Annotated in this window: 22 protein-coding genes; 14 read left to right on the forward strand and 8 right to left on the reverse strand. The window is 65.8% G+C overall.

The window, feature by feature from the left end:
- Positions 1–32: 32 nt before the first annotated feature.
- From BO1_RS20660 to BO1_RS20670, 3 genes are all read left to right on the forward strand, one after another.
- Positions 33–2,045, forward strand: coding sequence for a sigma-54-dependent Fis family transcriptional regulator (locus tag BO1_RS20660; RefSeq protein WP_028219186.1), 2,013 nt, complete (start codon positions 33–35; stop codon positions 2,043–2,045).
- 246 nt (positions 2,046–2,291) lie between these two features.
- On the forward strand, positions 2,292–2,900 hold the full coding sequence (locus tag BO1_RS20665) for a ComEA family DNA-binding protein (protein ID WP_028219187.1): 609 nt from the start codon (positions 2,292–2,294) through the stop codon (positions 2,898–2,900).
- A 205-nt stretch (positions 2,901–3,105) separates the two neighbouring features.
- Positions 3,106–3,546, forward strand: coding sequence for a YidB family protein (locus tag BO1_RS20670; protein WP_028219188.1), 441 nt, complete (start codon positions 3,106–3,108; stop codon positions 3,544–3,546).
- Between the two features lie 137 nt (positions 3,547–3,683).
- Here the strand turns inward: BO1_RS20670 and clpB are convergent, their stop codons facing one another.
- A complete protein-coding gene (gene clpB / locus BO1_RS20675; RefSeq protein ID WP_028219189.1) occupies positions 3,684–6,281 on the reverse strand; it encodes an ATP-dependent chaperone ClpB in 2,598 nt (865 codons plus the stop codon).
- A 259-nt stretch (positions 6,282–6,540) separates the two neighbouring features.
- On the reverse strand, positions 6,541–7,041 hold the full coding sequence (locus BO1_RS20680; protein ID WP_028219190.1) for an Rrf2 family transcriptional regulator: 501 nt from the start codon (positions 7,039–7,041) through the stop codon (positions 6,541–6,543).
- Positions 7,042–7,237: 196 nt separating this feature from the next.
- On the opposite strand from BO1_RS20680, the gene BO1_RS20685 reads away from it, so the two are divergent.
- Positions 7,238–7,798 (forward strand): group III truncated hemoglobin, encoded by a 561-nt coding sequence (locus BO1_RS20685; RefSeq protein ID WP_028219191.1) that lies wholly within the window; start codon positions 7,238–7,240, stop codon positions 7,796–7,798.
- Between the two features lie 169 nt (positions 7,799–7,967).
- Here BO1_RS20685 and BO1_RS20690 read toward each other — a convergent pair whose 3' ends face one another.
- The 6 genes from BO1_RS20690 to BO1_RS20715 all read right to left on the reverse strand — a co-directional run bounded on the left by BO1_RS20690 (position 7,968) and on the right by BO1_RS20715 (position 14,501).
- A complete protein-coding gene (locus tag BO1_RS20690) occupies positions 7,968–8,447 on the reverse strand; it encodes a molybdenum cofactor biosynthesis protein MoaE (RefSeq protein ID WP_028219192.1) in 480 nt (159 codons plus the stop codon).
- 36 nt (positions 8,448–8,483) lie between these two features.
- Positions 8,484–8,741 carry a molybdopterin converting factor subunit 1 gene (moaD, locus tag BO1_RS20695; RefSeq protein WP_028219193.1) on the reverse strand — a complete coding sequence of 86 codons (258 nt, stop codon included), beginning with the start codon at positions 8,739–8,741 and terminating at the stop codon, positions 8,484–8,486.
- 10 nt (positions 8,742–8,751) lie between these two features.
- Positions 8,752–10,020 carry a molybdopterin molybdotransferase MoeA gene (locus tag BO1_RS20700; protein WP_028219194.1) on the reverse strand — a complete coding sequence of 423 codons (1,269 nt, stop codon included), beginning with the start codon at positions 10,018–10,020 and terminating at the stop codon, positions 8,752–8,754.
- A 344-nt stretch (positions 10,021–10,364) separates the two neighbouring features.
- Entirely contained in the window at positions 10,365–11,816 is a 1,452-nt protein-coding gene (gene thrC / locus BO1_RS20705) for a threonine synthase (protein ID WP_028219195.1), read from the reverse strand.
- A gap of 16 nt (positions 11,817–11,832) precedes the next feature.
- Complete coding sequence (locus BO1_RS20710; RefSeq protein ID WP_028219196.1) at positions 11,833–13,164, reverse strand: homoserine dehydrogenase; 1,332 nt, start codon at positions 13,162–13,164, stop codon at positions 11,833–11,835.
- A gap of 98 nt (positions 13,165–13,262) precedes the next feature.
- Entirely contained in the window at positions 13,263–14,501 is a 1,239-nt protein-coding gene (locus tag BO1_RS20715) for a pyridoxal phosphate-dependent aminotransferase (RefSeq protein ID WP_028219197.1), read from the reverse strand.
- A gap of 562 nt (positions 14,502–15,063) precedes the next feature.
- Here BO1_RS20715 and BO1_RS20720 point away from each other — a divergent pair.
- The 10 genes from BO1_RS20720 to BO1_RS59320 all read left to right on the forward strand — a co-directional run bounded on the left by BO1_RS20720 (position 15,064) and on the right by BO1_RS59320 (position 24,374).
- Complete coding sequence (locus tag BO1_RS20720; RefSeq protein ID WP_028219198.1) at positions 15,064–15,438, forward strand: Mth938-like domain-containing protein; 375 nt, start codon at positions 15,064–15,066, stop codon at positions 15,436–15,438.
- Between the two features lie 185 nt (positions 15,439–15,623).
- Entirely contained in the window at positions 15,624–17,315 is a 1,692-nt protein-coding gene (locus BO1_RS51975; protein WP_043285635.1) for a glycosyltransferase family 39 protein, read from the forward strand.
- Positions 17,316–17,721: 406 nt separating this feature from the next.
- Entirely contained in the window at positions 17,722–18,093 is a 372-nt protein-coding gene (locus BO1_RS20730; RefSeq protein WP_028219199.1) for an SMR family transporter, read from the forward strand.
- A 116-nt stretch (positions 18,094–18,209) separates the two neighbouring features.
- Complete coding sequence (locus tag BO1_RS20735; RefSeq protein WP_028219200.1) at positions 18,210–19,385, forward strand: DegT/DnrJ/EryC1/StrS family aminotransferase; 1,176 nt, start codon at positions 18,210–18,212, stop codon at positions 19,383–19,385.
- 123 nt (positions 19,386–19,508) lie between these two features.
- Complete coding sequence (locus tag BO1_RS20740; RefSeq protein ID WP_028219201.1) at positions 19,509–20,594, forward strand: glycosyltransferase; 1,086 nt, start codon at positions 19,509–19,511, stop codon at positions 20,592–20,594.
- Positions 20,591–21,535, forward strand: coding sequence for a formyltransferase (locus BO1_RS20745; RefSeq protein WP_028219202.1), 945 nt, complete (start codon positions 20,591–20,593; stop codon positions 21,533–21,535). Before BO1_RS20740 ends, BO1_RS20745 begins: the two co-directional genes overlap by 4 nt.
- Positions 21,532–22,596 carry a bifunctional UDP-4-keto-pentose/UDP-xylose synthase gene (locus BO1_RS20750; RefSeq protein ID WP_028219203.1) on the forward strand — a complete coding sequence of 355 codons (1,065 nt, stop codon included), beginning with the start codon at positions 21,532–21,534 and terminating at the stop codon, positions 22,594–22,596. The genes BO1_RS20745 and BO1_RS20750 overlap by 4 nt, the downstream gene beginning before the upstream one ends.
- A gap of 19 nt (positions 22,597–22,615) precedes the next feature.
- Complete coding sequence (locus tag BO1_RS20755; protein WP_028219204.1) at positions 22,616–23,512, forward strand: polysaccharide deacetylase family protein; 897 nt, start codon at positions 22,616–22,618, stop codon at positions 23,510–23,512.
- A gap of 112 nt (positions 23,513–23,624) precedes the next feature.
- Positions 23,625–24,086 (forward strand): peroxiredoxin, encoded by a 462-nt coding sequence (locus BO1_RS20760; RefSeq protein WP_028219205.1) that lies wholly within the window; start codon positions 23,625–23,627, stop codon positions 24,084–24,086.
- A 90-nt stretch (positions 24,087–24,176) separates the two neighbouring features.
- Positions 24,177–24,374: a hypothetical protein gene (locus BO1_RS59320; RefSeq protein ID WP_134748438.1), complete on the forward strand. Its 198-nt coding sequence runs from the start codon at positions 24,177–24,179 to the stop codon at positions 24,372–24,374.
- Positions 24,375–24,390: the final 16 nt, after the last annotated feature.

A 24,390-nucleotide genomic window follows, 5' to 3' on the forward strand; every position in this document is an offset into this window, starting at 1 on the left:
CAAGCGCCGACGCCCCTCGTCTGGAAACGTCCATGCCCTACGCACTCGCGCCCACCCGCCACGCCGAACGCGTTCGCGGCGCCGTCGAAGGCCGGCTGCCCGCGCCGAACGACTCGCCGCGCCTCGCCCTGTCGTGGCAGCGCTCGTTCGAGCGCTATCAGCTCGATCCCGGCTCGGTGATCGGCCCGCGCGTGCTGAGCGCCGCCGAGCTGCGCGAGATCCGCGATCGCGAAGAGGCTTTTCTGCGCGCCTCGGGCCAATGCCTCACGCGCCTGCACGAGACCGTGCGCGACGCCGACTATTGCGTGATGCTCACCGACGCGCACGGCGTCACCATCGACTACCGCATCGACCGCGAGCGCCGCAACGACTTCAAGCATGCGGGCCTCTTTATGGGCTCGTGCTGGTCGGAGAGCGAGGAAGGCACGTGCGGGATCGCGAGCGTGCTCACCGACCTCGCGCCCATCACGGTGCACAAGACCGATCACTTTCGCGCCGCGTTCACGACGCTCACGTGCAGCGCCGCGCCCATCTTCGCGCCCGATGGCGAGCTGATTGGCGTGCTCGATGCCTCTGCCGTGCAATCGCCCGACAATCGTGACAGCCAGCGCATCGTCAACCAGCTCGTGCGCCAGAGCGCGACGCTCATCGAAGACGGCTATTTCCTGCATCGCACCGGCGCGTGCTGGATCCTCTTCGGACACCAGAACCGCAACTACGTCGAGGCGCAGCCCGAAGTGCTGATTGCCTTCGACGAGAACGGCAACGTGGCCGCAGCGAACCGCCGCGCGCGCGAGTGCATTCCGGGCCTCGACGGTCCGCGCCATATCGACGAAATCTTCGATTCATCGCATGTGCAGCTGCGCGATATCGGCCGTATCGAAGCCATAGCGGCGCTGCGCCTGCGCGCGAACGGCAGCATGCTTTACGCGCGCATTCGCGCGCCGCTCGGCCGCACGGGGTTCCCCGGCGCGCCGCGCAGCCAGGCCCCCGCCGTGCACGGCGCGACGCCGCTGCGCGATGCGCGTGCCAGCGACACCTACGATCGCAGCGCGCTGGGCCCGTTCCTGCGCAGCGCAGATGCGCGCGTGGCCGAAAACGCGCGCATCGCGCAGCGCGTGGCCGGCAAGCATCTGCCGGTTCTGCTGCTCGGCGAAACGGGCGCGGGCAAGGAAGTGTTCGCCCGCGCGATCCACGACGCGGGGCCGCGGCGCAACCGGCCGTTCGTGGCCGTGAACTGCGGCGCGCTGCCCGAATCGCTGATCGAGAGCGAGCTCTTTGGCTACGCACCGGGCGCATTCACAGGCGCGCGGCGCCATGGCGCACGCGGCAAGATCGCCATGGCCGATGGCGGGACGCTGTTTCTCGATGAGATCGGCGACATGCCGCTCGCGCTGCAAACGCGCCTCTTGCGCGTGCTCGCCGAAGGCGAGGTACTGCCACTCGGCGGCGAAACGCCCACGCGCGTGGACCTGGACGTGATCTGCGCGACGCACCGCGACCTCGCGCAAATGGCCTGTGCGGGCACGTTCCGCGAAGACCTCTACTACCGCCTCTGCGGCGCCGTGCTCATCTTGCCGCCGCTGCGCGAGCGCCGCGATGTCGCAACACTGATCGAAACTGTCTTCGCCGAAGAGGCACAGGCGGCCGGCCGCCCGCTCACGCTGGACGCCGATTTGGCTGCGCGGCTGGCCGCATTCGCCTGGCCCGGCAACCTGCGCCAGTTGCGCAACGCCATGCGCTACGCATGCGCGGTGTGCGATACGGTGCGCGTCGAGGCGCGGCATTTGAGCGCCGATCTCGCGGCGCAACTAGCCGCGCAAAATCCCGCCGCCAGCACCTCCGGCCTGGCTCGGGCACCTGCGGGCGCCGCCATGGCCAGCGAGTCCGCCTACGACTGCGGCGACGAACGCGCACGCATCGTTGCCGCGCTCACCGCGAATCGCTGGCGCCCCAACGCCGCTGCCGCGGCGCTTGGCATGTCGCGCGCGACGCTTTATCGGCGCATTGCGAAACTTGGCATCGTCGGGCCCCACCGCGCCTGAAATGCACCTGAAACACACCTGAGGCGCACCTGACGTGCGCCGCATGGTTGCGTCCGCCGCCATCGAATTGCACAGAAGTATTAAATATTGTGCGGCGTGATTGTGTTGCCACGAAAGCGTGGGTATAAATCGACCGCTTCCGGTCCACGGATAGGCCAACTGTCATATCCTTGTAAGCGCAGCACCACCGACTGGATGCGTCGTCCGTTCCCGGCTAACCGAAATGCCCTCAATGGAGTGATTGCCATGCTCAAGAAGCTGCTGATGCTGTTCCTCGCGCTGGGTCTGTCGCTGTCCGCCGCGCTGGCGACGGCCGTCGAAGTCAATACCGCGGATGAAGCCGCGCTCGAAACCGTCAAGGGCATCGGCCCGGCCCATGCCAAGGCGATCATCGACGAACGCAGCAAGAATGGCCCCTTCAAGGATGCCGACGACCTCGTGAGCCGCGTCAAGGGCATCGGCCCGAAGTCGGTGCAGAACCTCGAAGCTGCGGGCCTCACGATCAACGGCTCGTCGGCACCGCCTGCAGCCAGGAGCGCTGCATCGTCGAAGAGCAGCAAGAGCACCACGCCCGCCGCCGCGGGCACCACCGCCAACCCGATGACGACATCCCAGGCGCCTGCGGCCACGACTACGGCCGCGACGACCGCGCCGCAGGCCGCGTCGGCGGCGAGCACGAGCACGAGCAAGTCGAAGCATAAGAGCAAGAAGGACAAGACAGCCGCAGCGGCAAGCGCGCCTGAGGCGGGATCCGCCGCCGCGGCGCCGGGCGCCGCTTCGGACACCAAGGCGAAGAAGTCCAAAAAGTCGAAGAAGAACCAGGCCGCTTCCGACGCGGCTGCATCGGGTGCATGATTCACGTGCTGGAATCAGGCAACCGAATCAAACACCCCAATCGGGCGCCTGATTCTGGCACCCGGATTCGACCCGTTCCGGCGCGTGCGGCCCTCGGCCGCCCCGTCGCCGGACTGCACGGGCAACCCTGCGCGGCGCACCTCATGTGCGCCGTCCGATTTTCCGGCTGCGTCCCCTGTCGCGGCCATCATCCAGTGAGATTGTCATGAGCCTGCTAGATACCCTCGGTTCCCTGCTCGGTTCCTCGTCGCAGCAACAAGGCGGCGGCCAAGCCCAACTCCTCGCCGTCGCGATGGAATTCATCAACAATCAACCGGGTGGCCTGAACGGCCTCATCCAGAAGTTCCAGCAAGGTGGCCTCGGCGATGTCGTGCAATCGTGGGTCGGCAACGGCGAGAACCAGGCGGTTTCGGCGGATCAACTCCACAACGTGCTGGGCTCCGACGTGGTTTCGGGTCTCGCGCAGAAGGTCGGCATGCAGCCCGACCAGGTGAGCGGCCTGCTCGCGCAGGTGCTGCCGCACGTCGTCAACGCCGGCACGCCGAACGGCGAAGTGCCCAACGGCGGCCAGATCAATTCCGAGAGCGTGCTTGGGACGCTCGGCGGCCTCGCTTCGCTGCTGGGCGGCGGCAACAAGCAGGCGTAAGGTGGCGCGCGCTCCGCGCGCGCGGTGCAAACGAAAAAAGGGCAACGGAAAAACTCCGTTGCCCTTTTCGTTTGCGCTTCCTGCTCCCGCTACGGCGCGCACCTTCCAGCACGCGCCTTCGCCACATGAATCGCGCTTCAGTGCACAACGCGTTCGAACACGAACTTGCCGTCATGGATGTCGACCGGAATCACATCCTTAGGCCCGAACTTGCCGGCGAGGATCAGCTTGGCGACCGGATTCTCGATCTCCTGCTGGATCGCGCGTTTGAGCGGCCGCGCACCGAACAGCGGATCGTAGCCCACCTTGGCGATCTGGCCGAGCGCTTCGTCCGACACCATCAGCTCCATGTCGAGCTTCTCCAGACGCTCGCGCAAGCGTTGCAGCTGGATCTTCGCGATCGACTCGATATTCGAGCGGTCGAGCGCATGGAACACCACGACTTCGTCGATCCGGTTCAGGAACTCAGGCCGGAACTGCTGCTTCACTTCGCTCCAGACAGCTTCCTTCACCGCTTCCTGCGGCTCGCCCGCCATCGACTGGATCAGGTGCGAACCGAGGTTCGACGTCATCACGATCACCGTGTTCTTGAAGTCGACGGTGCGCCCCTGGCCATCGGTCATGCGGCCGTCGTCGAGCACTTGCAGCAGCACGTTGAACACGTCCGGGTGCGCCTTCTCGACTTCGTCGAGCAGGATCACGCTATACGGCTTGCGGCGCACGGCCTCGGTCAGATAGCCGCCTTCCTCGTAGCCCACGTATCCCGGCGGCGCGCCGATCAGACGCGCGACGCTGTGCTTCTCCATGAACTCGCTCATGTCGATGCGGATGAGATGATCCTCCGAATCGAACAGGAAGCCCGCAAGCGCCTTGCAGAGCTCGGTCTTGCCCACGCCCGTCGGCCCGAGGAACAGGAACGAGCCGTAGGGCTTGTTCGGGTCCGCGAGACCGGCGCGCGAGCGGCGGATCGCATCGGCCACGGCGTTGATCGCCTCGTCCTGGCCGATCACGCGCTCGTGCAGCTTGTCTTCGATCAGCAGCAGCTTTTCGCGCTCGCCCTGCATCATGCGCGAGACCGGAATGCCGGTCGAACGCGACACGACTTCGGCGATTTCCTCGGCGCCCACTTGCGTGCGCAGCAAACGCGGACGCAACGGGTTGTTCTGCTCGTTCGCCTCAGCCTGCGTCACCTGCTTCAACTGCGCTTCGAGTTGCGGCAGCTTGCCGTATTGCAGCTCGGCAACCTTCTCGAGCTTGCCTTCGCGCTGGAACTTCGTGATCTCGGCGCGCACGCGGTCGATCTCTTCCTTGATCTGCGCGCTGCCCTGCACCGCGGCCTTCTCGGCGGTCCAGATTTCTTCGAGGTCCTTATATTCGAGGCTCAGGCGGTCGATCTCTTCCTCGATCAGCTGCAGACGCTTTTGCGACGCTTCGTCCTTCTCCTTCTTGACGGCTTCGCGCTCGATCTTCAGCTGGATCAGGCGACGGTCGAGCTTGTCCATCTCCTCGGGCTTCGAGTCGATTTCCATCTTGATCTTCGAAGCGGCTTCGTCGATCAGGTCGATGGCCTTGTCCGGCAAGAAGCGGTCGGTGATATAGCGATGCGAGAGCTCCGCGGCCGCAACGATCGCCGGGTCGGTGATCTCCACGCCGTGGTGCAGCTCATACTTCTCCTGCAGACCGCGCAGGATCGCGATGGTCGCCTCGACCGACGGTTCATCCACGAGCACCTTCTGGAAGCGGCGCTCGAGCGCGGCATCCTTTTCGATGTACTTGCGATATTCGTCGAGCGTGGTCGCGCCAATGCAGTGCAGCTCGCCACGCGAGAGCGCCGGCTTGAGCATGTTGCCCGCATCCATCGCGCCTTCGGCCTTGCCAGCGCCCACCATCGTGTGAATCTCGTCGATGAAGACGATGGTCTGGCCTTCGTCCTTCGCGATATCGTGGAGCACCGCCTTCAGGCGCTCTTCGAACTCGCCGCGATACTTCGCGCCGGCGAGCAGCGCCGCCATGTCGAGCGAAAGCACGCGCTTGCCCTTGAGCGTTTCCGGCACTTCACCATTGACGATGCGCTGCGCGAGGCCTTCGACGATGGCCGTCTTGCCCACGCCCGGCTCGCCGATCAGCACCGGGTTGTTCTTGGTGCGGCGTTGCAGGATCTGGATCGAGCGGCGAATTTCGTCGTCGCGGCCGATCACGGGGTCGAGCTTGCCCGAGCGCGCGCGCTCGGTCAGGTCGACGGTGTACTTCTTGAGCGCTTCGCGCTGGCTCTCGGCGTCCTGGCTATGGACCTGCGCGCCGCCGCGCACCGCGACGATCGCCGCTTCGAGCGCCTTGCGCGTGAGGCCGTTCTTGCGCGCGATCTGGCCCGCGTCGCCTCTGTCGTCGGCGACCGCCAGCAGGAACATCTCGCTCGCGATATAGGTGTCGTTGAGCTTCTGCGCTTCCTTGTCGGCCTGGTTCAACAGGCCCGTGAGCTCGCGGCCGACCTGGACGTTGCCGTCGGTGCCCTGCACCTGCGGCAAGCGGTTGATGGCGTCGTTCAGCGAGTTCTGCAGCGCCTGAACCTGCACGCCGGCGCGCGACATGAGCGAGCGCGCCGAGCCGTCCTGCTGCGCGACGAGCGCCGCCAGCAAATGGACCGGTTCGATGTATTGATTGTCGTGGCCGACGGCAAGGCTTTGTGCGTCGGCGAGTGCTTCCTGGAACTTGGTGGTGAGTTTGTCGATTCTCATTTAAAACGAGACCTCCGATATCTTAACTGTCACCAAATTTGAGGGGTGTTGCGCGGGTTTCAAGCGGGGATCACGTCATTTTTTCCGATTATTGCGCTCGATGCCCGGATTGGCCGCCCGCCAGCACCGACCGATCGGGGCGCACGACCGCGCCCGGCCTGCCGCAAAACGGCGGGCCGGTCAGGTGCAGCAGGGTAGTTCTATGAGAATAGACCGTGGGAGCGCCGCCGGAACAAGCAGATGCCGGTCGCGCCGCGCTTCAGTGCCCGCGCGACGGCGCGTGCCGAGCGGCTCGTGCGCGCGGCACGAACGCGATGGGCGCGAGGCCCAGCAGGCCGGTCAGCTCACCCGCGGGCTGCACCAACTCGCCGATGGTGTGCCGGTCGAGTTCGGCGAGGAACGCATCGCGCGCCGCCGCCAGCGCGTGCTTGAGCCGGCATTGCGGCTCGATGACGCAGCTTCGGCGCTCGCCGTGCTCGTCGGGGAAGCATCCGACGAGCGCGAAATCGCTCTCGGTCTGCCGCACCACCGTGCCGACGCTCAATTCGAGCGACTTCGGCCCGAGCCGCAGGCCGCCGTTGCGCCCGCGGATCGTATCGACCCAGCCGAGCTCGCCCAGACGCTGCACCACTTTCATCAGATGATTCTTCGATATGCCGTAGGCGTCCGAGATCTCCTGGATCGTCGAGAGCCCATCGCGGCGCAGTGCGAGGTAAAGCATCACGCGCAGCGAATAGTCGGTGTAATCGGTCAGTCTCATGGTGCCAGCAGGTGGGTGGGCGCACAGGCGCCGGAGTCCATACGATAACATGCAAGCCGCATGCAAGTTTTTGATCGCCTGGGTATGATGGGCGCTTCGACTCGCATTTCGCCGTGGTTTGCGGCGCACTTCACCGTAGTTCGCATGACCTTTGAACCGCCGCATGGCGGTTCAGCGCATCGCCCAGGCTTCCGACATGACGCATTCCGACGCCAGCGCCGCTCCCGTGCGGCACCCCGCCCCCACCGAAGAGAACATCCGCGAGCTCGTCTACGCGTTCTACGACCGCGTGCGCGAGGACGCCCTCCTCGGCCCGGTTTTCGACGGCGTGCTGGCCGGCCGTTGGGACGAACATCTGCCGAAGATGTGCCGTTTCTGGTCGAGTCTCGTGCTCGGCACGAAGACCTATCGCGGCAATGTGCAGCAGGCGCACGATCCGGTGCCGGGCGTCGAGCCGCAGCATTTCAGCCACTGGCTCTATCTCTTTCTCGACACGGTTCAGGCGCGTTACGAGCCCGCGGCGGCGGTGCAGTTCATGGAGCCGGCGCTGCGCATCGCGCAAAGCCTGCAGTTGAGCCGCTTCGGCTGGGATTACGCGATTCCGCCTGAGCAGCAGGCGTTGCTGGACTCGGTTGCGCCGCGGCGGCGCCCCGCGGGCCAAGGCCACGATCTGCCCACCCGCCCGACTGGCGAACCGTTTCCGGCCAAATTCATCGGACGCTCGATGGACGAGGACGAAGCCGCTCGTCCGCACTGAACCCCCAGCCTTGTGCTTGTTGGACGCATAGGCTGTTAGTTGCATATTTTGCGGCCGATGGCCCTCGCCGCAAACCACAGTTCCGATATCTCAGGAATGACGGCAACCGGCAGGCCATTCGCCGCCATCGTTCCGCAATGCCGGAATTATTCCGTGACCGGCTGTTCGCTCAGCTTTCCTTCGCCGCATTCGTCGACGTCACGCCCCAGCGCGCCAGCGCCGCATCGTCGCTCTCGCGCGCGTCCACCCAGCGCGCGCCGTGCTCGGTCTCTTCCTTCTTCCAGAACGGCGCTTCGGACTTCAGGTAGTCCATGACGAACTCGCACGACGCAAACGCATCGCCACGATGCTTCGAGGTGGTCGCGACCAGCACGATCTGGTCGAGCGGCGCGAGCTTGCCCACCCGGTGGATGATCAGCACTTCGATGCCGGGCCAGCGCCGCTGCGCCTCGGCCACGATGCCCTCCAGCGCCTTCTCCGTCATGCCCGGATAGTGCTCGAGCTCCATGCCCGCCACCGCGCTGCCGTCGTTGAGGTCGCGCACCGTCCCGACGAAGCACGCCACGGCGCCGATCGCCGGGTTGTCCGCGCGCAGTTGCGCAACCTCGGTCGTCAGGTCGAAATCTTCGGTCTGGACACGCACTGGCATGACCGCACTCCTCGTCGTCTGGGTCGTATGGGTGGGTCAGCCGCCGGTGACGGGCGGGAAAAACGCCACTTCGCAGCCCTCGGTGATGCGCGTGGCTGGATCGGTCATGACGTGGTTGCAGGCCATGCGCAGCGCGCGCCCCTCCGCCAGCGTTTCCGCCCAGACGCCGCCGCGTGCGCGCAGCCAGCCGCGCACGTCGCCCACCGTCACGATGCCCTCGGGCAGCGTGACCGTTTCGTCGGCCACGCCCAGCGCCTCACGCACGCTCGCAAAAAACTTCAGCTGAATCTTCATCGGATGACGCTCAATACAACAGTTCGGTGAAAGGAATGAAGCGCACGGTCTCGCCCGCGCTGATCGCATGATTCGGCGGGTTGTCGATGATGCCGTCGCCCCAGACGGTCGATGTCAGCACCGCCGAGCTCTGGTTCGCAAACAGCTCGAGGCCGCCCGCCGGGTTCACGCGCGCGCGCAGGAATTCGTTGCGGCGGTCGGCCTTGGACTGCGTGAAGTCGGCGCGCAGCGAGAGTGCACGCGGGCTCACGTGCGCCGCGCCGGCAAGGCGCAGCAGGAAAGGCCGCACGAACAGCAGGAACGTGACGAAGCTCGAAACGGGATTGCCGGGCAGGCCGATGAAGAACGCTTCATCGGCGTCCTTGCCGGCGTCCGTCCCTGCGGCAGTCTGCGCCCCGTCTTGCGGCCGCCGCACCGCGCCGAACGCGAGCGGCTTGCCCGGCTTCATCGCGATCTGCCACATGTTGATGCGCCCTTCGGCCTCCACCGCTGGCCTGACGTGATCCTCCTCGCCGACGGAAACGCCGCCCGAGGTCAGGATCAGGTCGTGTTTCGCGGCGGCCTCGCGCAGCGTCTCACGCGTGACCTCGAGCCGATCCGGGACGATGCCGTAATCGGTCACCTCGCAGCCCAGATTGCGCAGGAGGCCAGTCAAGGTGAAGCGGTTCGAGTTGTAGATCGCGCCCGGCTTGAGCGGCTCGCCCGGCATGGTCAGCTCGTCGCCAGTGAAGAACACCGCCACCTTGACGCGCCGCGTCACCGTGAGCGTCGCGCAACCCACCGACGCCGCCAGCCCGAGCGCCGCCGGCGAAAGCCGCGTGCCCGCAGGCAGGATCACCGAGCCCTTCTTGATGTCGGCGCCCTGTGCCGTAATCCACTCGCCCGCTTTCGGCGTGTGCAGGATCGTCACGTCGCCGCCTTCGGTCTCGGTCTGCTCCTGCATCACCACGGCGTCGGCGCCCGGGGGCACGGTCGCGCCCGTGAAGATGCGCGCGGCGGTACCCGCCGCGAGCGGCTGCGGTGCGTGCCCGGCGGGAATGCGCTGCGAGACCGGCAGCCGGCGGCTGCCTTGCGTCAGATCGGCCACGCGCACCGCGTAGCCGTCCATCGCGCTCGTGTGCATCGGCGGCACGTCGAGCGGCGAGACGACCTCGACCGCCAGCACGCGATTGAGCGCATCGAAGGTCGAAAGGGTCTCGGTTGCGTTGGCGTGGTCTGCGCCGGTCAGCGGCTTCGCGGCGGCAAGCAGCGTGGCGAGCGCATCGGCGGTCGACAGCATCGGCGTGCGCGGCGCGGGCGCGGCAGCGGAAGATGGAGATTGAGGCGTGGACATGGGCGGGGATATTGGGCTTGACTGGGCGCCGCTTGCGGCGCACTCGACAGGGATGGTCTGTCGTTATTGTAGCGGCGGGGACGCGGCGTTGCGCCGCTCCGCCTTATCTCCTGCATTCGCGGCAACCTGAGCGCGACGGCCGGAACCCCGGCGTCACGCAAGTGCAGCGCCCCGGCCGCAGGCGGGCGACGCCCGCGGCCGGGGTTCATACGGCCCTCGAAAGGGCATTAGAAAGGGCATTAGAAAGGGCATTAAAGCGGTGCATCAAAGCCAGGCATCAAGCCGGGCCATCAAAGCCCCGTATGTGCCGCGATATAGTCCTTCACGCGCTGCGCATCCGCCGGCATCACTTCGAAGCGCTGCGGCAGCGCCTCGAGGCCGTCGAACCCGGCCGGACGCTCCGGCTCGCAGTCGAGCGCTTCGCGGATCGTCTCGCCGAACTTCACCGGCTGCGCGGTTTCGAGCACGATCATCGGCACGCCCGGCTGCAGATGCTCGCGCGCGACCTTCACGCCGTCGGCCGTGTGGGTGTCGATCATGGTCTGGTAGCGCGTATGCACGTCGCGGATCGTGGCGATGCGGTCCTCGTGGCTGCTGCGGCCCGAAACGAAGCCGAACTGCTGCACCCGCACGAAGTCGCCGCTTGCCGCGAGATCGAACCCGCCCTTTTCCTCGACGTCGCGGAACAATTGCGTGACGCGGGCCGGATCGCGGCCGAGCAAGTCGTAGACGAAGCGTTCGAAATTCGACGCCTTCGAGATGTCCATGCTCGGGCTGGTCGTGTGATACGTCTCGGCCGAGCCGCGCACACGATAGATGCCCGTGCGGAAGAACTCGTCGAGCACGTCGTTCTCGTTCGTGGCCACCACGAGCTTCTCGATCGGCAGACCCATCATGCGGGCGATATGGCCCGCGCAGACGTTGCCGAAGTTGCCCGAGGGCACCGTGAACGAGACGCGCTCGTCGTTGCTCTTCGTCGCGGCGAAGTAGCCCGCGAAGTAGTAGACGACCTGGGCCACGACGCGCGCCCAGTTGATCGAGTTGACCGTGCCGATCTTCTGCTGCGCCTTGTACGCGTGATCGTTCGAGACGGCCTTGACGATGTCCTGGCAGTCGTCGAACACGCCTTCCACGGCCAGGTTGAAGATGTTCGGGTCCTGCAGGCTGAACATCTGCGCCGTCTGGAACGCGCTCATCTTCTTGTGCGGCGAGAGCATGAACACGCGCACGCCCTTCTTGCCGCGCATCGCGTATTCGGCGGCGCTGCCGGTATCTCCGGAGGTCGCGCCAAGGATGTTCAGCTGCTGCCCCGCCTTCGCGAGCGCGTACTCGAACAGGTTGCCGAGCAGCTGCATCGCCATGTCCTTGAACGCGAGCGTCGGGCCGTTCGAGAGCTCGAGCAGCGAGAGCGTTGCGCCGTTTTCCTCGCCGAGCGTGGTGAGCGGCGTGATCTTGCTCGCGTCCTCGCCGTGGCGCACGTTGCAATACGTGGCGGCCGTGTAGGTGCGGCGCGTCAGGTCACGCAGGTCCGCGGCGGGAATGTCGTCGCTGAACTTCGAGAGGATCTCGAACGCGAGGTCCGCGTACGAGAGGCCGCGCCAGCGCGCAAGCTCTTCCCCGGCGATGCGCGGATACTCGGCCGGCAGATACAGGCCGCCGTCGCGCGCGAGGCCGCCCAGCAGGATGTCGGAAAACGAGTGATGCTCGCCGGCGCCCGCGCCGCGCGTGGATACGTAATTCATTACCTTGCCCTAACCCTTAGTTCAGTCCTTCCATGCGCAGCTTCGTCACCGACGACTTCACGGTCGCCAGCTCCTCGATCTGCGCGATCGCCGCGTTGACGCGCTTTTCGAGCGTCTCGTGCGTGATCAGGATGATGTCGGTTTCCGCCTTGCCCTGCGCGTCGATCTGCTCCGACTCCTTTTGCAGCAGCGCGTCGATCGAGATGCCGCTATCGGCGAGGATGCGCGTGATGTCGGCCATCACACCGGTCTGGTCGGCCACGCGCAGGCGCAGGTAGTAGCCGCTAGTGACTTCGTCGATCGGCAGGATCGGCGTGTTCGAAAGGCTCTCCGGCTGGAACGCCAGATGCGGCACGCGGTGCTCGGGGTCGGCCGTATGCAGACGCGTGACATCGACGAGATCGGCCACCACGGCCGAAGCCGTCGGCTCCGCGCCCGCGCCCTTGCCGTAGTAGAGCGTCGTGCCCACGGCGTCGCCGTGCACGACCACGGCGTTCATCGCGCCTTCCACGTTCGCGAGCAGGCGCTTGGCCGGAATCAGCGTCGGATGCGTGCGCAGCTCGATGCCCTTCTCCGTGCGGCGCGCGATGCCGAGCAGCTTGATCCGATAGCCGAGCGCTTCCGCGTACTTGATGTCGATGGCGTCGAGCTTGCTGATGCCTTCCACATAGGCCTTGTCGAACTGCACGGGCACGCCGAACGCGATCGCGCTCATGATCGTGGCCTTGTGCGCGGCATCCACGCCTTCGATGTCGAAGGTCGGATCGGCTTCGGCGTAGCCGAGTTCCTGCGCGCCCTTCAGTGCGGTCGCGAAGTCGAGGCCGCGCTCGCGCATCTCCGAGAGGATGTAGTTCGTGGTGCCGTTGATGATGCCGGCGATGTACTCGATGCGGTTGGCCGTGAGGCCTTCGCGCAGCGCCTTGATGATGGGAATGCCGCCCGCGACGGCCGCCTCGAACGCGACCATCACGCCCTTGGCGCGCGCCGCTTCGAAGATCTCGGTGCCGTGGACCGCCAGCAGGGCCTTGTTCGCGGTGACCACGTGCTTGCCGTTGGCGATGGCGCGCAGCACGAGATCCTTCGCGACGCTCGTGCCGCCGATCATTTCGGCGACGATCGAAATCGACGGGTCGTCGACGACCGCATTGAAGTCGGTTGTCAATTCGACGCTGCCGGCCGCGGTGCCGAGCGCCGCTGTGGCTTTGGCCGGGTTGCGCACGGCGATGCGCGCAACCTCGATGCCGCGGCCCGCGCGGCGTTTGATTTCTTCCTGGTTGCGGCGCAGTACCGTGAAGGTGCCGCTGCCTACCGTGCCGAAGCCCAAGAGACCTACTTTGATCGGTTCCATGCAGCGTGTGTTCGTCTAAGTGTGTAAAAAGGAAAAGCGGTTGCGCCGCGCCTGAACATCGAGCGGGCGGCGCGCATGTCGTGTGCCTCAGTGCCCGCTCAAGTGCCGTGCCTCTGGCGATAGCTGTCGAGGAAGCGCGCGATGCGGTTGATCGAATCGGTCAGGTCGTCGACGTTCGGCAGGAACACCACGCGGAAGTGGTCCGGCTGCTTCCAGTTGAAGCCCGTGCCCTGCACCAGCAGAACGCGCTCCGCGAGCAACAGATCCAGGATGAACTGCTGGTCGTCCTGAATCGGATAGAGCTTCGGGTCGAGGCGCGGGAACATGTAGAGCGCGGCCTCGGGCTTCACGCAGGTCACGCCGGGAATGGCCGTTAGCATGTTGTAGGCGAGCTCGCGCTGGCGATACAGGCGCCCGCCCGGCTGGATCAGCTCATTGATGCTCTGGTAGCCGCCCAGCGCCGTCTGGATCGCATACTGGCCGGGCACGTTCGCGCACAGGCGCATCGAGGCCAGAATGCCCAGGCCTTCGGTGTAGTCCTTCGAGCGGCGGCGGTTCTCGGCCGTCAGGCCCGAGATGAACATCCAGCCCGCGCGGTAGCCACACGCGCGATAGCTCTTCGACAGGCTGTTGAGCGTGACCGTGATGACGTCTTCGGAGAGCGAGCCGAGCGCCGTGTGGGTCTTGCCGTCGTAGATGATCTTGTCGTAGACCTCGTCGGCGAAAATGATCAGCCCGTGCTCGCGCGCGATGGCCACGAGGCCGCGCAGCAGCTCGTCCGAATACAGCGCCCCCGTGGGGTTGTTCGGGTTGATGACCACGAGCGCACGCGTGTTCGGCGTGATCTTCGCGCGAATGTCGTCCAGATCCGGCATCCAGCCGTTCGACTCGTCGCAGATGTAGTGCACGGGCGTGCCGCCCGACAGGCTCACCGCCGCCGTCCAGAGCGGATAGTCGGGCGCCGGGAGCAGCACTTCGTCCTCGTCGTTCAGGAGCGCCTGCATCGCCATCACGATCAGCTCGGACGCGCCGTTGCCGATGTAGATGTCGTCGAGCTCGACGCCCTTGACGCCCTTTTGCTGCGCGTAATGCATGATCGCCTTGCGCGCCGCGAACACGCCCTTCGAGTCCGAATACCCCGAGGAGCCCGGCAGGTTCAGGATCATGTCCTGGATGACTTCGTCGGGCGCGTCGAAACCGAACGGCGCGAGATTGCCGATGTTCAGCTTGATGATGCGGTGGCCTTCTTCTTCGAGGCGCTTGGCATGCTCGAGCACCGGCCCGCGGATGTCGTAGCAAACGTTCTGCAGCTTGTTGGATTTGAGGATCGGTTTCACGGCGGGCGGTTGGTCCAAAAGCGGGTCTAAGAGCGGTCTAAAAACCTGAAACGCGCTGCAACGGGGTTGATCGGTGTAGAACGGCGCGCGGGGCCGCGAGCCGGGCAGGGGCAGCACGGCATACACCCACGGATTGCGCGCATTGCACGGATTGCACAGATTGGCAGCCTGCCTGCAGCTTGTGACTGCGTTCGCCCTTCGATGGATGACTCGGGCGGATGGCGTAATGCGGATACTGCAGGCGCGCACATTGGGCTCACGGCCGGGTCCGGCGCGGGTCGCACGCTTGTTGCACCTTCGGGCGCCTGTTCGGGCACCTTTGAGCGAGGTCCGTCGTCGCAGCCGCTGAAAAGCTATAATTTAGCGGATTTTGGCCAACTTCCGCAATGCGCAATAAGCCGCGCGGGCCCGTCCCATCGCGGACGAAGCAAAATTGGGGCGCAACTGCCGCGAGACCGACTCGATGCGCGCAAGGCCGTGCGGCCCGGCCGCCAGGACACGCCAGGCAAGCTGGCCGCGCCTTCCCGCGCCTCCCGAACCGAGACCTTCCGGAACCGAAGTTTTGAAACTACACCAGGACTCCAGCGGCGCCCTGAACACCGTCACCGCTTACGGCGCCGATTACGTCGAAATCAATCTCGAACGCCACACCGGCAGCATCCTCGTGATGCCCGACTCGCCCGTCGTACCGTGGCCCGTCAGCGCGTATGACGCCTTGACCCCCGAACTTTTCGAAATGCTGCTGCCGCTGAATCCCGAGGTGGTGGTGTTCGGCAGCGGCGAGCGGCTGCGCTTTCCCCATCCGCGCCTGACCGCGGCACTGAGCGCGAGGCGCATCGGCGTCGAGGCGATGGACTTCAAGGCCGCCTGCCGCACCTACAACATCCTGATGGCCGAAGGCCGGCGCGTGGCCGCCGCGCTCCTGATCGAAAACTGATCCGCCCGAAGCCCACCTGAAGCGCTCCCGGGGTGCGCCCGAATTGCGCCTTAAGCCTGCCTTCAGGTACGCCCGGCGTGCCGTAGTACACTTGCGCGCCGCGCAGGCGTTGCGCGCTTCCCGCGAAGGCGCGGGCGGCGCGCCGCCTGATCGACCGCAACATCAACAAGAACAGGCTTGAACCCATGAACGATACGCCCTCGAGGCTGCCGCTCAACCGCAGCGCGATCCTGCTCCTGATCGTCGCTCTCGCCGTGATCTGGTTCGTGCCGCTCGGCTGGCGCCATCTGCTGCCGAGCGACGAAGGCCGCTACGCCGAAATGGCGCGCGAGATGCTCGCCAGCGGCGACTGGATCACCCCGCGCTACAACGGCTACAAGTATTTCGAGAAGCCGCCGCTGCAAACCTGGATGAATGCGCTCACGTTCGCATGGTTCGGCCTTGGCGAATGGCAGGCGCGCCTCTATACGGCCCTCACGGGCTTCGCCGGCGTGCTGCTGATCGGCTTCACCGGCGCGCGCGTCTTCAACGCCGCCACGGGCTTCTTCGCCGCGCTCGTGCTCGCCTGCGCGCCGTACTGGAACCTGATGGGCCACTTCAACACGCTCGACATGGCCCTGTCGTTCTGGATGGAGCTCACGCTGTGCGCCCTGCTGCTCGCCCAGCGCCCGAATCTGCCCACGCGCACCGCGCGCCTGTGGATGTGGGTCTGCTGGGGGGCGATGGCGCTCGCCGTGCTCTCGAAGGGCCTGATCGGCCTGATCCTGCCGGGCGCCGTGCTGGTGCTCTACACGGTGATCTCGCGCGACTGGGCGATCTGGAAGCGCCTTTACCTCGTGAGCGGCCTGATCGTCTTCTTCGCGATCGTCTCGCCGTGGTTCGTGCTGGTGCAGCAGCGCAATCCGGAATTCTTCAACTTCTTCTTCATCGTCCAGCAGTTCCAGCGCTATCTCACGCCCGCGCAGAACCGTCCCGGCCCGTTCTACTACTTCGTGCCGGTAATGCTCGTGGGCTTCCTGCCGTGGCTCTCGGTGAGCGTCCAGAGCGTGCGCCACGCGCTGCGCGCGCCGAACCAGCCCAACGGTTTCGCGCCCGTCACGATGATGCTCGTCTGGAGCGTGTTCATCTTCCTGTTCTTCAGCGCGTCGCACTCGAAGCTGATTTCATACACGCTGCCGATCGCGCCGCCGCTCGCGCTGATCATCGGCCTGTATCTGCCCCTCATGACGCGCAAGCAGTGGAGTCGCCATCTGACGGGCTATGCCGTGCTCGCCGTCGCGCTGATGGCCGGCTCCTTCGTGCTCACGCGCCTCGGCGATTCGCGCAATCCCAACGCGCTCTATCGCGAGTTCCAGGTCTGGGTGTTCGCCGCCGCCGCGGTCGCCTTCGTCGTCACCATGATCGGACTGCGCCTCACCCGCGCGAAGCGCACGCCCGAGACGGGCGCGAGCGCGCCGGCCGTGGCGCTCGGTACCGCGTGGCTGCTGCTCGCGACCATCGCCGGCACGGGGCACGACGTGTTCGGCACGCTCAGCTCGGGCGCGCCGCTCGCCCCAGCGGTGCGCGCCGCGATCGCGAAGCTGCCGCCCGACACGCCGTTCTATTCGGTGGGCGTGCTCGACCACACGTTGCCCTTCTACGTGCGCCACACGATGACGATGGTGCAGGTCACCGACGAGCTGGCCTTCGGCATCTCCGAAGAGCCGCAAAAATGGGTGCCGACCATCGCGGATTGGGAGCAGCGCTGGAAGAACGAGCGTTACGCACTCGCGCTGCTGCCGGTGGATCGCTACGACGAACTGGCTGCAAAGGGTTTCCCGATGCAGGTGATCGCGCGCGACACGCGCCGCGTGATCGTCGAGAAGCCGCAATCCTGACGTTTCCCGGGTTGACGGCGGCCATGTTCCGCGCATGAGCGATAATGCTGGGCGCCGATGGTGCGAGCCCGCGTGCCGAAGCGCAGGACTGCTGGCCCGGTCGGGCAGCACCGGCTGCACAGGTCGCCTTCGTGGGCAACCGGCGTGGGCGACCGGCGTGGGCGGCAAGCGACGGCGCGGCCGGCCAGACGGCTGCAAGGGCGCAATGGAATCCCCGTTGCGCGGGCCCGGCGAGTGTGCCGTGACCCGGTACCGGATCAGGGCCGCCCAACCCGTGGACAAACCCCGGGCCGCCCTGCCAGCCGGAGTAAGCCCGCCAGCCGGACACCCGCCCCGTAAGCGCCCAGGCGCACGCAGCAATCCCGCCCCAAACTCACTTTAGCCACCCCATTCACCCTCCGACACGATGAATCCGATTTCCCTCATCTGCATCCTCGCCGGCGTCAGCCTGAATGCCTGCGCGCAACTGTTGCTGAAAGCCGGTGTCAATGCCGTTGGACACTTCGAATTCACCCGTGCGAACATCCTGCCCATCGGCTGGAAGCTCGCGACGCAACTGCCGATCATCGGCGGGCTCACCTGCTATGTGTTCAGCGTGGTCGTGTGGATCGTGGGCCTCTCGCGCGTGGACGTCTCGATCGCCTACCCGATGCTCTCGCTCGGCTACGTGGTCAACGCGTTCGCGGCCTGGTATCTGTTCGGCGAGGTATTGAGCGTGCAGCGCCTCGTTGGCATCGGCATCATTCTGATCGGCGTGTTCGTACTTGCGCGCAGCTGAGTGACGCAGCGGCGCCCATCAGCGCACGCATCGAGGCGCGCGTTTTCGCACCTCTGGCATCCTTGCACGGCAGCCGAATTCTGACCTTTTCTGACGTTCTCACGAGCAAAGCACTCATGACCCAGTCATCCGCGCAGTCCTCCGTTCCGTTCCTGCCATTCGTCAAGCCCGAGATCGACGAAGAAACCATCGCGGGCGTCGCCGACGTGCTGCGCTCGGGCTGGATCACGACCGGTCCGCAGAACCAGGCGTTCGAGGCCGCGCTCTCCGAATACTGCGGCGGCCGGCCGGTGCGCACCTTCAACTCCGGCACCGCAACGCTCGAGATCGGCCTGCGCATTGCGGGTGTGGGCCCCGGCGACGAGGTCATCACCACGCCCGCCTCGTGGGTCTCCACGAGCAACGTGATCTACGAAGTGGGCGCGACGCCGGTGTTCGCCGACATCGACCCCGTCACGCGCAACATCGACCTCGACAAGCTCGAGGCCGCCATCACGTCGCGCACGAAGGCGATCATCCCCGTCTACCTCGCCGGCCTGCCCGTCGACATGGACCGCCTCTACGCGATCGCCCGCGAGCACAAGCTGCGCGTGATCGAAGACGCCGCGCAGGCGTTCGGCTCGACGTGGAACGGCAAGCGCATCGGCGCGATCGGCGACATCGTCTCGTTCAGCTTCCACCCCAACAAGAACCTCACGTCGATCGAAGGCGGCGCGCTCGTGCTCAATAACGAGGATGAAGCCGAGCTCGCCCGCAAGTACCGCCTGCAGGGCATCACGCGCACGGGCTTCGACGGCATGGACTGCGACGTGCTCGGCGGCAAGTACAATCTCACCGATGTGGCGGCGCGCGTGGGCCTCGGCCAGTTGAAGCACATCGAGCGCTTCACCGCACAGCGCCGCAAGCTCGCGCAGGCCTATTTCACGGGCTTCGAGGGCAGCGCCGCGGTGGAGCTCGGCGTGGGCCTGCCGGTGGCCGACTTCGCCAACAGCAACTGGCACATGTTCCAGATCACGCTGCCGCTCGAGAAGCTCACGCTCGATCGCGCGGGCTTCATGGAGCAACTCAAGGAGCGCGGCATCGGCTCGGGCGTGCACTACCCGGCCATCCACCTCTTCACGCTCTATCGCGAGCGCGGTTTCCGTGCGGGCATGTTCCCGCACGCCGAGCGGTTCGGCGCGACCACGGTCACGCTGCCGCTCTTCACGCAGATGAGCGTCGCCGACGTGGCCCGCGTGTGCCACGCCGTCGACGAGATCTGCAAGCAGTACGCAGTCGGCGCCGCGGCCTGATCCACCGCTTCACACGGGGATTCAGGCGATGAGCGGGTGCGGCAGCCCAGGGGGGCGCACCCGCTTGATAGCGGCACTATCGACGCCAATTACACGCATTACCAGAACGGAAAAGACGCACTCATGACCCAAGCGGAACAACGCACCTTGACCCCGGAAACGCCGGAAGTCTCGGTCATCATTCCGGTCTACAACGAGGAAGCGGGACTGGCCGCGCTGTTCGCGCGCCTGTACCCGGCGCTCGACAAGCTCGGCACCTCGTACGAAATCATCTTCATCAACGACGGCAGCCGCGACCGCTCGGCCGCGATGCTCGCCGAGCAGTTCCGCGCGCGCCCCGACACCACGCGCGCGATCCTGCTCAACGGCAACTACGGCCAGCACATGGCGATCCTCGCGGGCTTCGAGCAGGCGCGCGGCGAGATCGTCATCACGCTGGACGCCGACCTGCAGAACCCGCCCGAGGAAATCGGCAAGCTCGTCGCGAAGATGCGCGAAGGCTACGACTACGTGGGCACCATCCGCATGCAGCGGCAGGACAGCCTGTGGCGCCGCAAGGCCTCGCACGCGATGAACCGTCTGCGCGAGCGCATCACGCGCATCAAGATGACGGACCAGGGCTGCATGCTGCGCGCCTATAGCCGCCACATCATCGACACGATCAACCGCTGCGGCGAGATCAACACCTTCATTCCGGCGCTCGCCTACACGTTCGCGCAGAACCCGGTCGAGGTCGACGTCGCGCACGAGGAGCGCTTCGCGGGCGAATCGAAGTACTCGCTCTATAGCCTGATCCGCCTGAACTTCGACCTCGTGACCGGTTTCTCGGTCGTGCCGCTGCAGTGGCTCTCATTCATCGGCGTGATTCTCTCGCTCGGCTCCGCGGGACTGTTCGTCCTGCTCCTGATTCGCCGCTTCATCATCGGCGCAGAAGTGCAAGGCGTGTTCACGCTCTTCGCCATCACGTTCTTCCTGCTCGGCGTGATCATCTTCGCGCTCGGCCTGCTCGGCGAATACATCGGCCGCATCTATCAGCAGGTGCGCGCGCGTCCGCGCTATCTCGTGCAGACGATCCTCGAGGAGCGCAACGGCCGCGAAGTGGTCGGCGTGCCGCGCCAGGACGTCGTGCAAGGCGTGCAGGCGTCGCTCAATGTCTCGGGCGCCGCGAATCAGAGCAGCCAGGGAACACAGCGAGGAGCCCAGTCATGAAGCCGCGTGCCGTCGTCTTCGCGTATCACAATGTGGGGGTGCGCTGCCTGCAAGTGCTGCTCGCGCGCGGCGTGGACGTGGCGCTCGTCGTCACGCACGAGGACAGCCCGACCGAGAACATCTGGTTCGGCAGCGTGAAGTCGGTGGCCGAGGAGCACGGCATCGACGTCATCACGCCCGCCGATCCGAAGAGCGCCGAACTACGCGCGGCCGTTTCCGCCGCACGGCCCGACTTCATCTTCTCGTTCTACTACCGCCATATGCTGCCGGTGGACCTGCTCGCGATCGCGGCCCGCGGCGCGTACAACGTGCATGGGTCGCTCTTGCCGAAGTACCGCGGCCGCGTGCCCACGAACTGGGCCGTGCTCAAGGGCGAGACCGAGACCGGCGCGACGCTGCACGAGATGGCCGCCAAGCCCGATGCGGGCGCAATCATCGCGCAGACGCCGGTGCCGATCCTGCCCGACGACACGGCCGCGATGGTCTTCGACAAGGTGACGGTGGCTGCCGAGCAGACGCTCTGGCGCGTGCTGCCCGCGCTGATCGCGGGCGAGGCGCCGCATCTGCCGAACGATCTCGCGCACGGCAGCTACTACGGCGGGCGCAAGCCCGAGGACGGCCGCCTCGATTTCACCCAAAGCGCCCAGGACGTCTACAACCTGATCCGCGCGGTCGCGCCGCCCTATCCCGGCGCGTTCACCGACATCGGCAGCGAGCGTTTCGTGGTCGCCCGCGCGCGCCTGGCGCGCCCCGGCACGGATCTGTCGAAACTGGCCGGATTGCCCCCCGGACTCCACGTAAGCGATAATGCGCTTTTCGCCGTCTGCGGCGACGGCCGCGCCATCGCGATCCACGAGCTGCGGCATGCGCATAGCGGTCAAGAGACCGTCATCACCCCCGCCGCGTTCTCCGAATTCATTTCATCTGTCCCCCGTCCATGAAAACCGAAGGCTACGCCAAAAAAGTTCTGATCCTGGGTGTCAATGGCTTTATTGGCCATCACCTCTCCAAGCGCATCCTCGAAACCACGAACTGGGAAGTGTTCGGGATGGACATGCAGACGGACCGCCTCGGCGACCTCGTCAAGCATGAGCGGATGCACTTCTTCGAAGGCGACATCACGATCAACAAGGAGTGGGTGGAATACCACGTCAAGAAGTGCGACGTGATCCTGCCGCTGGTGGCGATCGCCACGCCCGCGACCTACGTGCAGCAGCCGCTGCGCGTGTTCGAGCTCGACTTCGAGGCGAACCTGCCCATCGTGCGTTCGGCCGTGAAGTACCGCAAGCACCTTGTTTTCCCGTCGACCTCCGAGGTCTACGGCATGTGCTCGGACGAGCAGTTCGACCCGGACGCATCCGCCCTCACCTACGGCCCGATCAACAAGCCGCGCTGGATCTATGCGTGCTCCAAGCAGCTCATGGACCGCGTGATCTGGGGCTACGGCATGGAAGGCCTGAACTTCACGCTGTTCCGTCCGTTCAACTGGATCGGCCCGGGCCTCGACTCGATCTACACGCCGAAGGAAGGTTCGTCGCGCGTCGTGACGCAGTTCCTCGGCCACATCGTGCGCGGCGAGAACATCAGCCTCGTCGATGGCGGCGCGCAAAAGCGCGCGTTCACCGACATCGACGACGGCATCGAAGCGCTGATGAAGATCATCGAGAACAAGGACGGCGTCGCCACGGGCAAGATCTACAACATCGGCAACCCGACCAACAACTTCTCGGTGCGCGAGCTCGCGCACAAGATGCTGGCGCTCGCGGCCGAGTTCCCCGAGTACGCCGAAACGGCCAAGAAGGTTCAGCTCGTCGAGACATCGTCGGGCGCGTACTACGGTGCGGGCTATCAGGACGTGCAGAACCGTGTGCCGAAGATCGAAAACACGATGCAGGAACTCAACTGGGCGCCGAAGTCGACCTTCGACGAAGCGCTACGCAAGATCTTCGAAGCGTACCGCGGCCATGTGGCCGATGCGCGCGCCCTCGTCGAGCAGCAATAAGCGCGAAGGACCTCGCCACTTGGCCCGCATCGTCCTGAAAATCGACGTCGACACGCTGCGCGGCACGCGTGAAGGCGTGCCGAATCTCGCGCGCATCTTCGACCGCTACAAGGCGCGCGCGACCTTCCTCTTCAGCCTCGGCCCGGACCATACGGGCTGGGCGCTGCGCCGCGTGTTCCGTCCGGGCTTTCTCAAGAAGGTCTCGCGCACGTCCGTGGTGGAGCACTACGGCGTGAAGCAGCTGATGTACGGCGTGCTGCTGCCCGGCCCCGACATTGGCGTGCGCGCGGCGGCCGAAATGCGCGCGATCCACGAAGCCGGCTTCGAATGCGGCATTCACACGTGGGATCACGTCTACTGGCAGGACAACGTGCGCAGCCGCGAGCCCGACTGGACCGCGCGCGAGATGAGGAAGAGCCACGAGCGCTTCGCGCAGATCTTCGGCGCGCCGCCCGTCACGCACGGCGCCGCGGGCTGGCAGATGAACGACGCCGCGTTCGAGCAGATCGACGCGTGGGGCATGAAGTACGCTTCGGACGGACGTGGGCATTCGCCCTATCGTCCGGTGGTGGCCGGGCGCACGCTGAACCACGTGCAGATGCCCACCACGCTGCCCACGCTCGACGAAGTGCTGGGCGTGGATGGCGTGGACATCGGTAACGTTGCCGCGTGGCTGCTCAAGCGCACTGAGCACAATCCGCACGATCAGGTGTTCACGCTGCACGCCGAGCTCGAAGGCCAGAAGCTCGCACCGGTCTTCGAGCAACTGCTCGCGGGCTGGCGCGCGCAGGGCCATACGTTTGCCACGATGGGCGACTACCATGCGACGCTGGACCCGGATTCGCTGCCATCGTACCCTGTCACCTGGGGCGAGATCGCTGGCCGTTCGGGCGAGCTGATCGTCCAGCCCGACTGAATTCCGCTGCAAGGCCATGCGAGAGCGCCGCGCGCACGAGACCACGCTGCGCCGCCAGTCCTGATCATCGCCGCCGTGCAGCCCATAACAACAGGAGAGCCACGTGCCTGACGTGACCATCGCAGTCGACCAACCCGTTCCCGATTTCACCGCGCCCGCCACCGGCGGCGACTTCACGCTCTCGAGCCTCAAGGGCAAGAAGGTCGTGCTGTACTTCTACCCGAAAGACAACACGCCTGGCTGCACGCGCGAAGGCATGGAGTTTCGCGACCTCTTTGCGAAGTTCAAGAAGGCGGGCGCCACGATCGTGGGCGTCTCGCGCGACAGCGTGCGCTCGCATGAGAACTTCAAGACCAAGCTCGAATTGCCGTTTACGCTGGTATCGGATGGCGACGAAGCGCTCTGCTCGCTCTTCAACGTCATCAAAATGAAGAAAATGTATGGCAAAGAAGTACGGGGAATCGAGCGCTCCACGTTCCTCATCGACGCCGACGGCGTACTGCGCCAGGAGTGGCGCGGGCTCAAGGTGCCGGGCCATGTCGAGGAGGTCCTGGAGGCTGTACAAGCGCTGTGAGGCGCGTTATATTGGGCTGCAATGAGTGCCTGTCCACCCCTTTTTTTGTCGCATTTGCCACACCCGCGCGGTCTCGACAACGGTCACAAGATGGCCGGTCCAGCGCATCCGGGGCAACGCGCCATTAAAGCAGTCAAGCCGCTTGCCTCGTCACCCGGGGCGGCGGCTTTTTTGTTGGTTTTTTCGTTTGTAGTTACTCCCTCCACGTCGCGCCGGATTAGCGACCCGGTGCGCGTCAACGTCAAGGAGCAGATCGAAAAACAGGCGAACCGGCATTTTCAGACCTGAGCGCGCACCCAGCGCG

It is taken from the genome of Paraburkholderia oxyphila NBRC 105797 (assembly GCF_000685075.1).
In the GTDB taxonomy this organism is placed as follows: domain Bacteria; phylum Pseudomonadota; class Gammaproteobacteria; order Burkholderiales; family Burkholderiaceae; genus Paraburkholderia; species Paraburkholderia oxyphila.

Coding starts and splice junctions, on each gene's coding strand:
- BO1_RS20740 (WP_028219201.1), top strand. CDS start 19,509: ATGACCCAAGCGGAACAACGCACCTTGACCCCGGAAACGCCGGAAGTC.
- clpB (WP_028219189.1), bottom strand. CDS start 6,281: ATGAGAATCGACAAACTCACCACCAAGTTCCAGGAAGCACTCGCCGAC.
- BO1_RS20690 (WP_028219192.1), bottom strand. CDS start 8,447: ATGCCAGTGCGTGTCCAGACCGAAGATTTCGACCTGACGACCGAGGTT.
- BO1_RS20710 (WP_028219196.1), bottom strand. CDS start 13,164: ATGGAACCGATCAAAGTAGGTCTCTTGGGCTTCGGCACGGTAGGCAGC.
- BO1_RS20685 (WP_028219191.1), top strand. CDS start 7,238: ATGACGCATTCCGACGCCAGCGCCGCTCCCGTGCGGCACCCCGCCCCC.
- BO1_RS51975 (WP_043285635.1), top strand. CDS start 15,624: ATGAACGATACGCCCTCGAGGCTGCCGCTCAACCGCAGCGCGATCCTG.
- BO1_RS20750 (WP_028219203.1), top strand. CDS start 21,532: ATGAAAACCGAAGGCTACGCCAAAAAAGTTCTGATCCTGGGTGTCAAT.
- BO1_RS20700 (WP_028219194.1), bottom strand. CDS start 10,020: ATGCTGTCGACCGCCGATGCGCTCGCCACGCTGCTTGCCGCCGCGAAG.
- BO1_RS59320 (WP_134748438.1), top strand. CDS start 24,177: ATGGCCGGTCCAGCGCATCCGGGGCAACGCGCCATTAAAGCAGTCAAG.
- thrC (WP_028219195.1), bottom strand. CDS start 11,816: ATGAATTACGTATCCACGCGCGGCGCGGGCGCCGGCGAGCATCACTCG.
- BO1_RS20670 (WP_028219188.1), top strand. CDS start 3,106: ATGAGCCTGCTAGATACCCTCGGTTCCCTGCTCGGTTCCTCGTCGCAG.
- BO1_RS20735 (WP_028219200.1), top strand. CDS start 18,210: ATGACCCAGTCATCCGCGCAGTCCTCCGTTCCGTTCCTGCCATTCGTC.
- BO1_RS20680 (WP_028219190.1), bottom strand. CDS start 7,041: ATGAGACTGACCGATTACACCGACTATTCGCTGCGCGTGATGCTTTAC.
- moaD (WP_028219193.1), bottom strand. CDS start 8,741: ATGAAGATTCAGCTGAAGTTTTTTGCGAGCGTGCGTGAGGCGCTGGGC.
- BO1_RS20745 (WP_028219202.1), top strand. CDS start 20,591: ATGAAGCCGCGTGCCGTCGTCTTCGCGTATCACAATGTGGGGGTGCGC.
- BO1_RS20660 (WP_028219186.1), top strand. CDS start 33: ATGCCCTACGCACTCGCGCCCACCCGCCACGCCGAACGCGTTCGCGGC.
- BO1_RS20730 (WP_028219199.1), top strand. CDS start 17,722: ATGAATCCGATTTCCCTCATCTGCATCCTCGCCGGCGTCAGCCTGAAT.
- BO1_RS20665 (WP_028219187.1), top strand. CDS start 2,292: ATGCTCAAGAAGCTGCTGATGCTGTTCCTCGCGCTGGGTCTGTCGCTG.